Genomic DNA, 15,614 nt, shown 5'->3' on the forward strand with positions numbered 1-15,614 from the left:
CTGCAAACAAGAAAAGGTACTTTCAAACAATTTCAGATTCAGGAATACGGCACTTTTTTAAAAAACATTTCATCCATGTTTTTGGGACAGTTCAGCTTAAAAGCTTTAACAAAATGAAGGATTGCCAATTGATACATATTTTATTTTTTGTTAGTTTAGTCACCAAGGAAAACTATTCATCATATTCAAGTTCACCATACAGCCCTTACTGTCAGGGCATCAGCAAACAGGCTGAACCTTACGCTCCAGATCCATTTTATGCCCTTTAAAGAGGAAGCAACGATGATCGATCTTAAAAAAATGAGCATTCTTATTGTGGATGACATGGATAACATGTGCCGTTCCATACGAAGCATGCTCAAAATTCTCGATTATGGCAGCAACTTCCGCCTTGCGGGAAATGGAAAGGAAGCCCTGCAGATTCTGCGTCAGTTCTCCGTGGATCTTGCCATTATTGACTGGAACATGCCCGTGATGACAGGAATAGAGCTCCTTGACAACATTCGGGAGAATAAAGAACTAAGGGATATGCCGGTCATTATGATCACTGCGGAGGCCAACAGCGAAATTGTTGCTGAGGCTGCAGAATCGGATATTGATGCTTATCTGCTCAAACCCATAACAGTTCAGGCACTTGGTACAAAAATTGAAAAAGTCATAGAAAAAGCCAACAATCCGCCTGAATCCATAAGACTTCTAAAGGAAGTACGTAACCTGATCGAAGCCAAAAAATTTGATGAAGCCATTCCCCTCTGCAAAAAAGCCATAGAAGCCGACCCCAGATCTTCCCGGCCCATACGCACCATGGGTGAAATTTTTTTTAAAAAAGAAGATATAGACCTTGCGGAGCGCTGGTTTGTCAAAGCTGCCCAAATGAACCATCTGGATGTATATTCCTTTCACCATCTGGGGGATATCTATCTCAAACGCAATGACCTGGACAAAGCCTTCCGTTTTTACGAGAAAGCCATGAAAATCAGCCCCCGCCATGTGGACAGAGCCATAAATTTCGGCAAGGTTCTTTTACAGAAAGGAAAAATCGACAAAGCCGGAACTGTTTTTGAAAATGCCATACGACTTTCCGGCAATCCAATGGAGTTGAGGGAAGACATCGGTACAACCTGCCTCAATACAGGAGCCTTCAATGCGGCCATAGGTCAGTTTGAAACCATACACAGGCAATTCCCAAAGCGCATCGATATCATGAAAAAACTGGCCATAGCCCATGAAAGCACAAGCAATCATCAGGAAGCCCTTTCCTATCTTCTAAAAATTTCAGAAAAAGACCCAGAAGATTTTGATGTCCACCTGCGCCTTGCCCGTATTTACGTAGGCATGAAACAAACCTTCCGGGCCGAAGAAATACTCCAGAAGCTGCAACGTAAAGATCCTGAAAACAAAGAGGTTCAACGCCTCATTGCCAAAAACCTCTGATGCGGAGTCTTCCATGGAAAAAGACCAGAACCTTCTGCAAACCCTTTCCAAAATCACAAACATATCAAAAGATGAAACCCTTGATGATCATCATAAACTACAAAACCTTCTGCAGACATTACGTGAACTCATCGGAGCCGAAAAGGCCTCCATCATGTTCAAAAGGGGAAACCGCTTTCTGGAAGTGGTTGCAGCAACCCGCCTTGAAATTATCGGTCTCCGCCAACCCTTAAGCTGTAACAGCCCTTCCTGCTGGGTCATCCGCAATAAAAAACCCCTGTACATGGATAAAGACACAAAAAATCCAGGAGTTTCTTTTAAAGGCGGTTATAAAACCGATGCCTTTTTTCTTGCCCCAATTTTCTCAGCAAACAAGGTCATGGGCGTTCTTTCCATGACAGACAAAGACGGAGACGGCAGTTTCTCCCTCAAAGACAGAGAAACCATACTGCAACTTGCCGGTATTATTATCAGCTCCATTGAAAATAACAGCCTGAACGACCGTCTCAAAAAACAAAGACACCAACTGGAGAAAAAAAACAGGCAACTGAAGGAATATGAAAAAATCAGGCAGGAATTTTTTAACCTTCTGGTGCATGACCTTAAGGCACCCATCGCTGAAATTGTTGCCAATCTGGATATCCTTTCCTACACAACAACGGAGGAGAACCTCTCCTTTGTGGAATCAGCCCAATCCAGCTGCAACACCATGTTCCGGATGATTTCCAATCTGCTGGACATCACCCGCCTTGAAAACAGAATGCTTAAACTAATTCCTGAGCATCTGGATGCGACCGACCTGCTGGAGGAAGCCCTTTCCATGATCCATGGCCAGGCAAGAATGAAACAAATCACCCTGAAAAATGAAACAAAAGAAGCAGCCTCTCCCTTATTCATTGGAGACAGAGGACTGCTGTTACGGGTATTTCAGAATCTCTTTGCCAATGCCATTCAGTATTCTCCTGAAGGCAGCACCATCCGGACAGGATATGAGGTCAGAGAATCAAAAATTCTCTTCTATGTGGACGATGAAGGACCCGGCATTGCACCGGAAGACAGGGATAAAATTTTTGACAAATACATGCAGGTGGGAAAAAGGGATTATGTAATTCAGGGACACTCCACCGGCCTTGGACTAAACTTCTGCCGCCTTGCCATGCAAGCCCACAAAGGCAATATTTTTATGGAAAGCAGTCTTTCGGGCGGCAGCAGTTTCCGCTTTACCCTTCCCCTGATACAGGAAGAAAAGCATTTTTAACCGGCCTGTTTAAACAAAAAAAACTGCAAAGGCTTGCTTTATTCCAGCTTCCATGATTTGGCTATTCTTCGCATCATTTTCGATGATGTAAATGGTGAGGCAAAACATTGTTCTGCCAAAAGGAAATCTCTTAAAAAAACGCCTGTGGAAATCCGGGCGTTTTTCTTACGTATCTGTCAAGGAGTGACTATTGAGTATGAATATTCAAACCCACCAGAGCATGGACACCCGACTCTGCGGCGTCCCGGAACGTGTTGAGAATGGAACAGCCCTGCTGACCATGCCAACCCTGGACTGTATGGTTGCTGATGCCAGTGGACTTATCCACGGAGGATTTCTTTTTGGCCTTGCCGACCATGCCGCCATGCTGGCGGTCAATCATCCAAATGTGGTTTTAGGAGAAAGCACATGCCGTTTTCTGAAACCCGTGATTCTGGGAGATGTTGTGCTGGCCGAAGCAAAAATCATCCATAGCAAAGGGAAAAAATACGAGGTGGCTGTTTCCCTTAGAGTATCTTCAAAAATCGTATTTTCCGGAAATTTTATCTGCTTTACACCTGAAAAACACGTACTGGCCGGGAACGGCAACAATCAGTAAGCCTGCATTGCTATGTAAAAAGTCTGGTCTGATCTGGTTTTATCCACAAAACAGGGACTTTTTACATAGCCCTTTATTTTAACTTTTCCGCTTAACCCTTCGGACAATCTTACGCTTTTTCTTTTTCTTCCGCTGAAATTCTTCCGGATTCATGCGGGCATCCTGGCTATAGTCACAAGTGGCCCGGGGACACTTCAGACCTTCATTTCCTTCCTTCGTGACGAAAGCCACCAGAAAAGGATTCGCACAGGTCGGACATGGATAATGAAAAGGCTGGGACCAGCTTATAAAATGGCAACTTGTAAGTGAACAATCATAAAAAACCTTACCCTTTTCTGTTTTATTAACCTGCAACTTTCCATTTTTACACATGGGGCAGGTAAGAGCAAGGTTGTCTTCAAAGGCAGCAATCCTTGCTTCAATATCATCATCACCAAGGATTTCCGGCTCATCATCTTCTTCCTGATCAGATAAGGAAGAAGTCTCAGCGGCCGTTTCAATGGGTTCAGAAACAACCGCTGAAGATGATAGTACAGGCGACTCTTCCTCAGGCTCCGGCACTGCAGGTGCTGAAGGAGGCTCTTCCACAACTTCCTGTACTGCCGCTATTGGAGGCGACTCTTCCTCAGGCTCCGGCACTGCAGGTGCTGAAGGAGGTTCTTCCACAACTTCCTGTACTGCCGCTATTGGAGGCATCTCTTCCTCAGGCTCCGGCACTGCAGGTGCTGAAGGTTCTTCCACAGGTTCTGCCACCGCAGGAGCTTCAAAGGAATTTATTTCCGCTTCAGACAGTGGGGGCTCCGGCATCTGTTCCGGGATCTCTTTTGCTGATTCAACACCAAAAACTTCCCTGATATTCAAATCTTCGCTTTTAAATGCACCCCGCTGACTGCGAAGACGGCTAAGTTTCTGCAAAACATTGCGGTTCCATTCCGCAGAAGCCGGTTTTTTGGCTTTAGAGACAAAGGTACCCTTCTTCTGGTCTCCCATCCTGTCCTTAGAAAGCTCCGATACCTGCCCTGCAAGAGAGTGCATTTTCAGTGTCTGAAGAAAAAACCGTTTGGCGTCATGGAGATCCTTGCGATCGGAAACCACTTCATCTATAGTCTGAACCGTATAGGCAACAAAATTCATACCCTGCATACCCGGGAATAGGGTATTCACCACCTGCATCATTTTCTGCGCCGTAATCCCGGCCTTCAGCCTTCCGTCTTCGACTTCGGTGACAAGACCTGAATCCAGAAGGGGATTCAGACCGGAAAGAATACCGATATCCGTACCAAGGCCTATATCCCGAATATCCACGAGAAAACTTTCCCTGGTATACCGTTCGGGTGGAGATTCAGAAAACTCATCAATTTCAGCCTCCCGCTCCATAAGCACAACAAGGGAAGCAATGGTGGAAATATTCAGAATCAGGCCGGGAGGCAGAGCGTCCATATCAACGATTGTATGAATATGATCCATAAGGACTTCATCAAAATGGGCTCGTACAACCGTAAGGGCATCTGTGGAATCAGACATAAAGAACCTCGTTCCCTTTAAAAATCCTTAGAAAATAATGACCCGCCTTTCTAAGGCATAAGATCTTCCGTATTCACTCCAGAATCAGCTATATCAACCGCCTCATCATCCAAAACTTCCGTAGAATTAATTTCTCCAAGCATATCTACAAGTTCTGATGCAACACCACTGCTTCTAGGCAGCTCTTCCATGGCGGCTGCATCCTCTCCATCGTCAATTTCCTCGTCTCCGGCAGCGGAAAGGTGGATGCACTCTCCCTTACGATCAAAAACAACATCCAGGGTAATCTTAACATCAAAGGAAAGTTTATAAGCTACCTTTCCTTCATGTACCACCATATCCCCTTCCCGGAAATTGACATCATCCTGCAAACCGATTTTATGCTTTTGGCGTAACAGCTGTTCAATGGCCGACCAGTCCAGTTCTGCAATAATGGTATCCATCAACTCCCGCTCACTGCTTTCTATTACACTGGTATCGCTGACTTTCACAGGCCTGCTCCTTTTTTGATATCGGTTTCAAAAAAAACTCTCTGCCCCGCATAAGCCTAGCCGACAGGCATTCCGCAACGCCCTTCCCCGTACAGAATCCACATTTTATCAAATAATGCAAGAAGATATCCACCTGGAAAGCATTTGGTAAGCAGAGGCCGCAGGGGATAAAAGATCTTCACAAAAAACAGGTCTTCCCATGGACTCAGCTCTTTTAACACAAAAATCTTCGGGAATGGGAACAGGAGCCATCTTTGCCCTGAACAGTTTATGGGCCGGCCCGGAAAAGATAAGGGATAAAGCCTGATCCGGCCTGGCACACACCGGAATCATACCCATAAGAGGCAGAGGCTCCTGCCTTTCCCTGCGTACCCACTCCAGAAGCCCGAGACTGGGTCCCAGACGATCAAAAGCCTCCCCCTCCAGACCAAGGGGAATAAAAACACCACTGGAAAGCAAGAGGGCCGTCCGTGTCTCTGCGGAAAGTGCAGAGGGTGTATCCCAGAAAACAACGGTTTCCGGTGCTAAGACATCAAGCACAGCTGTCAGCTTTTCTCTTATCTTTACAACTGTCAAGGTTTCCCCTGCTGTCAAGGTATCAGCTTTCATGTAAAACAAAGCAGGTATCTGATAATCTTCCAGAATTCCGGAATGAAAAGGAAAATATTTTTCTTCCTCAGAAAAAACGAGATTATCTTCTGAAAAAACCACCAGTGCTGGTCTTCCTGAAAGGGCCATGGCTGCAGCAAGATTCCTTACCGTTGCAGTTTTACCCGTATCTCTGTTATGGTTAAGAAAACATAAAATAGAATGCATTGTTAAAGATAGCACAGAATCCCGTTTTGTAAAAACACCAAAATTCAGTCACCTGCTTCTTTTCTTCTTTCCGGGGGGCCCATGAACCTGAATCTTACCCTGAAAGGCATTGATCTGGCCTTTGACAATCTGCCTTATCGCAATCCCAATGCGCCAAAGTACCGCCTTATACAGGCCATACGTAAACATTATAGCACTGAGGAAGACCTTACACGCATCCATGGAATCCCCACAGAAAACCTTATTGCAGAAATATGGGAGACAGGAGAAGATGCACAGGCTATCCGAAGCCGCATAAAAAATTTTGCAAGCCTGCGTACCGCCATCAATGCCGACCTTAAAAAAATGATGGAGGAAGATAAAAACCCGGAAGGTGTTATCATAGGAAAAAACAATACCTTTGAAATGGATAACAGCATGCGGGAAAAGCTCCTGCAGACCGTATCAGGCATGGTTTCCGGAGACAACGGCCAGATGTCCATCTCACGTCTTTATGAACTAATCAACATTGTGAAGGATTTTCTGGACCGTCGGGAAAAGGGCGTGGATGATCCCGATGGCAAGGAACTACAGGAGCTTAAAAATCTGCTGGAAAGCATTGATGCCCCCGGAACAGAAACTCCTGAACCAGACACGGGCGCTGGCGAAGAAGACAGTGGAGCAGAAGACGAATCTGAACCGGAAACCATAGAGATGGACGAAGACGAAGAGCTGCAGGACACTGAAGAAATCGAAGATGACATCGAAACCATAGAGATAGACGATGATGAAGAGCTACAGGACACTGAAGAAATCGAAGATGACATCGAAACCATAGAGATAGACGATGATGAAGAGCTGCAGGACGCTGAAGAAATCGATGAGGACATCGAAACCATAGAACTGGATGAAGACGAAGAGCTGCAGGACGCTGAAGAAATAGATGAAGAAATCGAAACAATAGAGATAGACGATGATGAAGAGCTGCAGGACGCTGAAGAAATAGATGAGGACATCGAAACCATAGAGCTCGATGATGACGAAGAGCTGCAGGACGCTGAAGAAATCGATGAAGACATCGAAACCATAGAGATGGACGAAGACGAAGAACTGCAGGACGCTGAAGAAATAGATGAGGACATCGAAACCATAGAACTGAACGATGATGAAGAGCTGCAGGACGCTGAAGAAATCGATGAAGACACTGAAACCATAGAGCTCGATGATGACGAAGAGCTGCAGGACGCTGAAGAAATCGATGAAGACACTGAAACCATAGAGATGGACGAAGACGAAGAGCTGCAGGACGCTGAAGAAATCGATGAAGACACTGAAACCATAGAGCTCGATGATGACGAAGAGCCGGGAGATTCAGAAGGTGGCGATCTGGTGGAGCTGGGTGAGGATGAAGAACTCATGGATGAAGATGATGAAATTCCTGAGATAGAAGACAATGATTCTGCCCCGCTGATGGATCTGCTGGATGATGATGAGGTGGAAGAAGTTGAGGTGGATGGCGAACTGGACCCGGATCTTTTTGAAGAGCTTGTGGAACCCGAAGAAGAAGCCCCTGAAGAAGAGGAAAAGGAAGAGGCACCGGATCTGGGACTGAGCTTTGGCAGTGACGAGGATTTCAGCGAGTATGATCCCGACGACATGGAAAAAAACCGCCTTTTATCCGAACGCTTTGACGGCTATCTGGGTGCCATGGAACGTTTTTACAACCAGTATCCTCTAGTGGATCAGGGCAGCTTCCGGGTAGGCTCTCCCAACCCAGGAAAACTGGAACGCAGGGAAACGAAAATTCAGCTTAAGGATTTTTATATCGGTCGTTTCCCCGTAACCAATGCCCTGTTTGAGGTCTTTGTGGAACGAACAGGCTACCGTACCACAGCGGAAAAGATGGGCTATGGTACGGTTTTCCAGCCCCGCTTCCGTAAAGTCAAAGACCCCGATACCGGAGAAATGAAAGCCCAATGGGTTGCAGAAACAGGAAGCAAGCGCATTGATGGAGCTGCATGGTATGCACCGGAAGGGCCCGGATCCAGCATACACTTAAAGCGCAACCACCCTGTGGTACAGATCAGTATCGAAGATGCCCGACGCTTTGCCGCATGGATAGGAAAAAGGCTTCCCACGGAAGATGAATGGGAGGCGGCTGCCCGCACAGCAAAGGGCCTGCCCTATCCATGGGGAGAAACATGGAATCCTGAGGCTTCCAATGTGGAAACCACAGGCATTGGGGAAACCACAGCCGTGGATACCTTTACGAAAGGTCAGAACGATTTTTCCCTGATGGATCTTACGGGCAATGTACTGGAATGGACACAAAGCCCCATGGAAGGTCTAAGCCAGAATGTCTCCCAGATTCCTTTTTTCATCGCCAAGGGGGGCAGTTTCATTACGGCAGGAGAACCTACCCTCTGGGCCCGCTATCCCCTCCGGCCGGACTTTACCGCCAACATTCTGGGATTCCGCTGCCTTGTGGACTAAAAAAGGGCAGGCCCATGGCCTGCCCCATCATATTTTACTAAAAACTTATCCGAGAATGGTTTTCAGATCTTCATCCGGCGTATCAGCAATGGGCCGGATACCAAATTTCTCCACCAGAACACCCAGCACATTTTCCGTAATAAAGGCAGGCAATGAAGGTCCAAGGCGAATATCCTTAATGCCCAGATGTAAAAGGGTCAGAAGGATTGCCACGGCCTTCTGCTCATACCATGAGAGAATCATGGAAAGGGGCAGATCATTCACGCCGCACTCAAAAGCATCGGCCAGAGCCACGGCAATCTGAATGGCAGAGTAGGCATCATTGCACTGCCCGATATCCAGTAACCTTGGAAGATCACCGATTTTACCGAGATCCTTATCAAAAAACCGGAACTTGCCGCAGGCAAGGGTCAGCACCATACAGTCCGCAGGAATTTTCTCCACAAGCTCCGTATAATAGTTCCGGCCGGGTCTGGCCCCGTCACAGCCACCCACAAGGAAGAAATGACGGATAGCTCCGGATTTTACCGCATCCACAACGGTTCCGGCAACGGAAAGGACGGCATTCCGGGCAAAGCCCGTGAGCACTTCCTTAGCGGCTACATCTTCCGCGAATCCCGGAAGGGCCAGCGCCTTTTCAATGACAGGAGTAAAATCCTTATCCGCAATGTGCCGCACACCGGGAAAACCCACAAGACCTGTGGTGAAAAGGTTTTCCTGATAACTGACCTTTGGCTTCTGGATGCAGTTGGTGGTCATGAGAATGGCACCGGGAAAGGCATCAAATTCTTTGGCCTGATTCTGCCATGCGGTACCGTAGTGTCCATAAAAATGACCATACTTTTTAAGACCGGGATAGGCATGGCAGGGAAGCATCTCCCCATGGGTATAAACAAAAATCCCCTTGCCTTCACTCTGCTGCAGAAGAAGCTCCAGATCCTTTAAATCATGGCCGGAAACAAGTATGGCCTTGCCCTTTTTCTGCCCCAGAGGAACGGGAGTGGGCACAGGATGCCCGTAACGACCGGTATTGGCCGCATCCAGCAATTCCATGGCCCGAAGATTCACTTCCCCGCACTTGAGGGCCAGTCCCAGCAACTCATCCGCAGAAAGATCCGGGTTCAGGGTGGCAGCCATGGCCTCATGGATAAAGGCATATACCGCCTCATCTTCCTGCCCCAGAATGGCTGCATGATCCGCGTAGGCAGCAACCCCCTTCAGACCAAAAACCACAATCTGCTTAATGGAACGAAGATCCGGGTTGGTATCCGGGCCATCAAGGAGCCCTACGGTCTCTCCCAGAGCGGTCATGGATGCAAGGTCACGGGCCTTCATGGGCAGGGTGGGAAGGATTTTAAAATCCCCTCCATTACCGGTCAGGCGGGCAACCAGTTTCTGAATCCATGAGGTGTCCGTACCAGGAACTGTTCCACCGGCTGCTTTCACATCGGCCTCAAGGCTTTTTTTGAAACGCTCGCATTCCAGAATCAGATTTTCAAAGCGTTTTTCATCAAAATCCACATTGGTCAGGGTGGAAAAGATGGCCTCTGAAGTAAAGCGGTTCACCTTCGGGTCCGTCACCCCTACCCTTCTGCCTTCCACTGCAACCTGAGAAAGTCCTTTGACGGCATGGATCAAAAGATCCTGCAGGGCCGCAACCTCTCCTGTTTTGCCACATACACCGATCTTATCACATCCCACACCTTTAGCTGCCTGCTCACACTGATTACAGAACATGGTATCCTCCTTGACTGAAAAGTTTTGTCCGGCTGCTTCCTCATCTCTGAAAGCGAGTCTATGCTTTTCAGGCCAGCCTTTCCTTGATCTGAATCAAGACAGATGAAAAATTGTTTTTCTCATAGTCAGGTTCTGGATTTTTTCTACCTCCAGGCTTACAGCTATGGCCTCACCATGAGTTTTTATGATATCAGAATATTCAATGCATATTCACCGAATATTATTTTATATGGAACGATGATGATACTTTCTTTATTTTCAAAATTTACCCTGCGCTCAAAGATTATGCTTCTCATGATTTTTGGCATATCAGCCACTTCCGGCACCACAACTCTTTTTTTCCTGTTCCACAACAAATACCCTGCCTTCTGCCCCATTACCCTCCTTACAGTACATGTGCTCGTTTTTTTTCTTTTTTTGTACCTTACCCATATATTGCTCAGACCCCTGATGAATATCGTCCTGGACATCCGTAAAATGAGACAGACAGGAAATTATTCCCGTCCCCTACCCATCCCCGGAAACAGGGAAGCCTCTTTGCTGGCCGAAGGATTTAACCATCTTATCCTTGAAATTCAGGAAAAAGATAAGGCCCTGTTTCAACACAGAGCCACGCTGCAGCAGAAAATCATGGACCGCACACTATCCCTGATGGCCGCCAACACCACCCTGACACGCCTGAACATGAAACTGCAGGAAATGCAGGAAAGGGATATCAACCTTTCACGCCACAAGAAAAAACTGGAAGAAAAGGTTGTGGAACGTACCCTTGCACTCACCAAAACCAATGCCAGACTGGCTAATCTGAACAAAGAACATCTGGAAGCAAAAAAAAGAGCCGATGATGCAAGTTTTGCCAAAAGTGCCTTTCTTGCAAGCATGAGCCATGAGCTCAGAACCCCACTAAACGGTATTCTGGGATACGCCCAACTGCTGCACCGGGACGGAGAAAGGCTGGGGCCCAAAGACCAGGAACGCATTCAGGTTATACAGCAATGCGGAGAGCATCTCCTGCGCATGATCAACGACATTCTGGACCTCTCCAAAATTGAAGCCGGAAAAATGGATCTCACCCTGCAAGCTTTTAACCTTGCTTCTTTTATCAAAAGCACGGCGGGCATGGCCGGAAACCGGGCAAAAGAAAAAGGGCTGCTCATGAAAGTATCCATGGCCGATGATCTACCGCCCACGGTCATTGGAGATGAGCACAGACTCCGGCAGGTTCTCTTGAATCTCTTAGGAAATGCAGTCAAATTCACGGAAAAGGGATATGTGCATCTTAGCGTGAAAATAAAAAATGGCCTGATTTCTTTTAATGTATCAGATACGGGTATAGGAATCCCTGAAAAGGATCTGCCTTTTATTTTCAAACCCTTCTCTCAGGTGGAAAGTATTCGCAAAAAACCAGAAGGAACGGGCCTCGGCCTTGCCATCAGCCAGTACCTCATACGCATGATGGGTGGCATCATTGAAGTAAAAAGTCAGCTGGAAAAAGGCAGTCAGTTCAGCTTTGCTATCCTCCTGCCAGAGTCCATGCAAAATATTAACACAGAAAAAAAGATTTCACTTTCCGGCGCACTTATGGGATACAGACGTACGGATAAAAACACAGCCCCCTTACGTATCCTGATCGTCGATGATGTCAGGGAAAACCGGTCCTTTCTGGCGGACTTTTTCTCTCCACTGGGCTTTATAATGGATGAAGCCGAAAGCGGTGAGCAGGCCATAGAAATCTGCGAATCCATGCCGCCGGATATCATATTAATGGACCTCATCATGCCGGGAATGGATGGTTTTGAGACCACAGAAACCATCCTTGAACTTTTAGGTAAGGACGCTCCGCCAGTTATTGCAGTTTCCGCCAGTGCAACACCAGATGTCCGGGAAAAATGCATGACCCTTGGGTGTGCAGCCTTTATTTCCAAGCCAGTTCAGATGCAAAGGCTCTTTGAGGTTCTCTGTAAGCATCTTCCCATGATCTGGATTTCTGAAACCAACTCCGAAACAGACACCCTCATTCCTGAAATCCTGTTTCCGGATGAAACGAAAATTCAAGAGCTTATGGATCTTGTAAAACAAGGTGATATTTCTGCCATCACAGAGTGGTGCCAAAGTAATAATATGTGTACCCAATATAAAGCCTTTACAGGTTATGTGGAAGAACTTGCAGGCCAGTTCCGTATCAGGGAGTTGAGCCGATGGCTTAACCACCACGGCAAAATCCAGAAAGACGTCGCTAACCAGCCATGAAAACCATACTCATTGTTGACGACAATCCTGCCAATCTGGGAATTCTTTTTCACTGTCTGGACCAGAGCGGCTACCGTACACTGGTGGCACAGGATGGTAAGACGGCCCTCAAAATGGCTAAATTATCCCGGCCCAACATGATACTTCTGGATGTTATCATGCCGGATATGGATGGATTCACAACATGTCAAACCCTGAAAGCAGATCCGGATACCCGGGATATCCCTGTCATCTTCATGACAGCCCTCACGGATACGGCAGATAAGCTGACAGGATTTCAGGCCGGAGCCGTGGACTACATCTGCAAACCCTTTCAGCAGGAAGAAATACTGGCCCGCATCCATCTGCACATGATGCTGCAGGAACAGAAAAATCAGCTCTTACGCATCAACAGGGAAAAGGAAAAGATCCTTTCAGTTGTTGCCCATGACCTCAAAGCACCCTTCAGCAGTGTTCTGGGATTTTTAGGACTGCTGACGGAAGGCTATAATGATTACACGGAAAAAGAAAAAAAACGTTTTCTTGCCCATGCCCACGGCTCCACCCTCAAACTTTACCAAATGCTGGAAAAACTGCTGGACTGGGCCCGAACAGGCAGCGGCTTTAACGAATGGCAACCGGAGATACTGGATTTAACAAGCCTGATCCATTCGACAGTTTCCCTTTTTAAGGAAAACGCAGACAAAAAAAATATCCATATCCGTGGTAAAATTCCAAAAACCCTGTATCTCTTTGCTGATGCCAACATGATGGCATCGGTACTGCGCAACCTCGTTTCCAATGCCATCAAATTTACGGACACCGGGGGCCAAATCACCATCACCGCAAAGCAGAGCTCTGCGGGGACAGAAATACGTATCAGCGATACAGGCACAGGAATGAATGAACAGACCGTGGCTTCTCTACTTTCCGGCTCCTGCGGTAAATCCACCCCAGGTACCACAGGTGAGTGCGGCACAGGCCTTGGCATGGTGATATGCAGGGAATTCATAGAAAAAAACAAAGGAACACTTGCCATCGAAAGTGAACCCTCCAAAGGCAGCATCTTTATCCTTACCTTTCCACCATACCCTTCCAGGACTTCTGCCCGCTGACAGGCTCCCCAGAAACAGACTTAAGGCTTTTAATAAAGGATTTTCATGCCTGACCTTTCCGACATTTTTCCCACAAGCCCCGAAGCCATGGCCAGAAATGGCTGGGATGCTCCGGATATTATCCTTGTGACAGGGGATGCCTTTATTGATGCCCCTTCCATGGGTATTGCCGTCATTGCAAGGGTTCTTGCTGCTGATGGTTTCAGGGTAGCCATTCTTGCCCAGCCCGACCCGGAAAAAGCCTCTGATTTTACAAAGCTCGGCGAACCAAGACTCTTCTGGGGTGTCAGCGCTGGCAGTGTGGATTCCATGGTGGCCAATTACACGGCTTCAAAAAAACGCAGAAAAAACGACGACTATACCCCCGGCGGTGTCAATGACCGCAGGCCGGACCGGGCCTGTATTGTATACACCAACCGCATCCGTCGTTACTTCAAGAATACGGTGCCCATTCTTCTGGGCGGTATAGAAGCCAGCCTGCGCCGTATCAGTCACTATGATTTCTGGGACAATAAAATCCGTCGTTCCATACTCTTTGATGCCAAGGCGGATTATCTGCTCTACGGCATGGCCGAATCCAGCATCATTGCCTTTGCCCGTTCCCTGAAACACAAAGAATCTCCGGATGCCATACCCGGCCTATGCCTCGTTGCAAAAGAAGTTCCGGAAAACTACCTGACCCTTCCTTCCTTTGAAGAGGTTTCTAAAGATAAAAAAAGCTTTCTTTCCATGTTCCATACCTTTTACGAAAACAATGATCCCATCACGGCCAGAGGGCTGGCCCAGGCCCACGCTGACCGATTTCTCATCCAGAACCCGCCCTTTCCCCATACGGAAGAAAAGGAGCTGGATGCCATGCACGCCCTGCCCTTTACCCGCAGCCTGCATCCCGATGATGCGTCAAAAGGAGAGGTCCGGGCACTGGAAACCATCCGCCACAGCATCACCACCCACTACGGATGCTATGGGGAATGTAATTTCTGCGCCATTGCCGTGCATCAGGGAAGAAGGGTTCGGTCCAGAAGCCTTGCCTCCATTGTGAAAGAAGCCGAAAGCCTCACCCACAGATCCGATTTCAAAGGAATTATTTCCGATGCAGGCGGCCCCACAGCAAATATGTATGGATTTGAATGCAGAAAAAAATTGGAAAAGGGAAGTTGCACAGACCGGCGCTGCCTTTTCCCCGAGGTCTGCCCTTCCCTGAAACCGGACCACAGTCTCCAGAAAAAACTCCTGAAAGAACTGCGCAGTCTGAAAGGGGTCCGAAAGGTTTTTGTGGCATCGGGTGTTCGCTATGATCTTCTGCTGGCGGATAAAAAAGCAGGACCGGGCTATCTGGAAGAGCTGGTAAGCCACCATGTTTCCGGCCAGATGAAGGTGGCACCGGAACATATCTGTCCCCATGTCCTCTCCCGCATGGGAAAACCCGGCACCGAAACCCTTGAACGCTTCAGGGATCTTTTTTTCACCCAGACCCGTAAAGCAGGTAAACCCCAGTTTCTCACCTACTACTTCATTGCAGCCCATCCGGGATGTACGGAAGAAGACATGAAAAAACTGGGGGCCTATGCCCGTGACACACTAAAACTTACACCGGAACAGGTGCAGATCTTCACGCCCACACCTTCCACCTGGTCGGCGGCCATGTACTGGACGGAAACGGATCCGTGGACGGGAGAGAAGCTTTTTGTGGAAAAGGACGGGGGCAGAAAAAAGCGGCAGAAGGATCTTGTGGTGCAATCCTCTTCAAAGGGGGAAAAGCAGCTGGATCAGGCCATGCGATCCAGAAAAAAAAGCACGAAAAGCAGCCCCAGCACACCGCAAAAAAGCCAGAAAGGACCCAGTATCCACAAAAAAAAAGGTCCGGACAGATAACAGGCACACAGGCCATTTATTTAATGCCCTGTGTGCCTTAAAAACAATACCATCAGGCTTACGCT

At 47.6% G+C, this 15,614-nt stretch carries 12 protein-coding genes; 7 read left to right on the forward strand and 5 right to left on the reverse strand.

The features are described from left to right. Positions 1-282: 282 nt before the first annotated feature. The 3 genes from FIM25_RS04170 to FIM25_RS04180 all read left to right on the forward strand — a co-directional run bounded on the left by FIM25_RS04170 (position 283) and on the right by FIM25_RS04180 (position 3,290). Positions 283-1,434, forward strand: a complete 1,152-nt coding sequence (locus tag FIM25_RS04170; protein ID WP_179953147.1) for a tetratricopeptide repeat protein — start codon at positions 283-285, stop codon at positions 1,432-1,434. 13 nt (positions 1,435-1,447) lie between these two features. Then, positions 1,448-2,692 carry a GAF domain-containing sensor histidine kinase gene (locus FIM25_RS04175; protein WP_139446617.1) on the forward strand — a complete coding sequence of 415 codons (1,245 nt, stop codon included), beginning with the start codon at positions 1,448-1,450 and terminating at the stop codon, positions 2,690-2,692. A 196-nt stretch (positions 2,693-2,888) separates the two neighbouring features. Then, on the forward strand, positions 2,889-3,290 hold the full coding sequence (locus FIM25_RS04180) for a hotdog domain-containing protein (protein ID WP_139446619.1): 402 nt from the start codon (positions 2,889-2,891) through the stop codon (positions 3,288-3,290). Positions 3,291-3,368: 78 nt separating this feature from the next. On the opposite strand, the gene FIM25_RS04185 is transcribed toward FIM25_RS04180, so the two are convergent. The 3 genes from FIM25_RS04185 to FIM25_RS04195 form a co-directional block, all read right to left on the reverse strand. Beyond that, the gene (locus FIM25_RS04185; protein WP_139446621.1) at positions 3,369-4,814 is read right to left on the reverse strand and encodes a type I DNA topoisomerase; all 1,446 of its coding nucleotides are present in this window, start codon (positions 4,812-4,814) and stop codon (positions 3,369-3,371) included. A gap of 50 nt (positions 4,815-4,864) precedes the next feature. After that, complete coding sequence (locus FIM25_RS04190; RefSeq protein ID WP_139446623.1) at positions 4,865-5,305, reverse strand: hypothetical protein; 441 nt, start codon at positions 5,303-5,305, stop codon at positions 4,865-4,867. A 108-nt stretch (positions 5,306-5,413) separates the two neighbouring features. Further along, positions 5,414-6,136, reverse strand: coding sequence for a ParA family protein (locus FIM25_RS04195; RefSeq protein WP_179953148.1), 723 nt, complete (start codon positions 6,134-6,136; stop codon positions 5,414-5,416). Positions 6,137-6,202: 66 nt separating this feature from the next. On the opposite strand from FIM25_RS04195, the gene FIM25_RS04200 reads away from it, so the two are divergent. Continuing rightward, positions 6,203-8,593: an SUMF1/EgtB/PvdO family nonheme iron enzyme gene (locus tag FIM25_RS04200; protein WP_139446627.1), complete on the forward strand. Its 2,391-nt coding sequence runs from the start codon at positions 6,203-6,205 to the stop codon at positions 8,591-8,593. Positions 8,594-8,638: 45 nt separating this feature from the next. Here the strand turns inward: FIM25_RS04200 and hcp are convergent, their stop codons facing one another. Together hcp and FIM25_RS17000 are read right to left on the reverse strand one after the other, a co-directional pair. Then, complete coding sequence (hcp, locus tag FIM25_RS04205; RefSeq protein ID WP_139446629.1) at positions 8,639-10,330, reverse strand: hydroxylamine reductase; 1,692 nt, start codon at positions 10,328-10,330, stop codon at positions 8,639-8,641. Positions 10,331-10,512: 182 nt separating this feature from the next. Then, positions 10,513-10,707: a hypothetical protein gene (locus FIM25_RS17000; RefSeq protein WP_179953149.1), complete on the reverse strand. Its 195-nt coding sequence runs from the start codon at positions 10,705-10,707 to the stop codon at positions 10,513-10,515. Between the two features lie 100 nt (positions 10,708-10,807). Here FIM25_RS17000 and FIM25_RS04210 point away from each other — a divergent pair, with 100 nt between their 5' ends. From FIM25_RS04210 to FIM25_RS04220, 3 genes are read left to right on the forward strand one after another with little or no spacing between them, the layout of a single operon-like run. Then, positions 10,808-12,580 (forward strand): ATP-binding protein, encoded by a 1,773-nt coding sequence (locus FIM25_RS04210; protein ID WP_179953150.1) that lies wholly within the window; start codon positions 10,808-10,810, stop codon positions 12,578-12,580. Then, entirely contained in the window at positions 12,577-13,674 is a 1,098-nt protein-coding gene (locus tag FIM25_RS04215; RefSeq protein ID WP_139446634.1) for a hybrid sensor histidine kinase/response regulator, read from the forward strand. The genes FIM25_RS04210 and FIM25_RS04215 overlap by 4 nt, the downstream gene beginning before the upstream one ends. Positions 13,675-13,719: 45 nt before the next feature. After that, a complete protein-coding gene (locus FIM25_RS04220; protein WP_139446636.1) occupies positions 13,720-15,549 on the forward strand; it encodes a YgiQ family radical SAM protein in 1,830 nt (609 codons plus the stop codon). Positions 15,550-15,614: the final 65 nt, after the last annotated feature.

The sequence above is a fragment of the Desulfobotulus mexicanus genome (assembly GCF_006175995.1).
Classification (GTDB): domain Bacteria; phylum Desulfobacterota; class Desulfobacteria; order Desulfobacterales; family ASO4-4; genus Desulfobotulus; species Desulfobotulus mexicanus.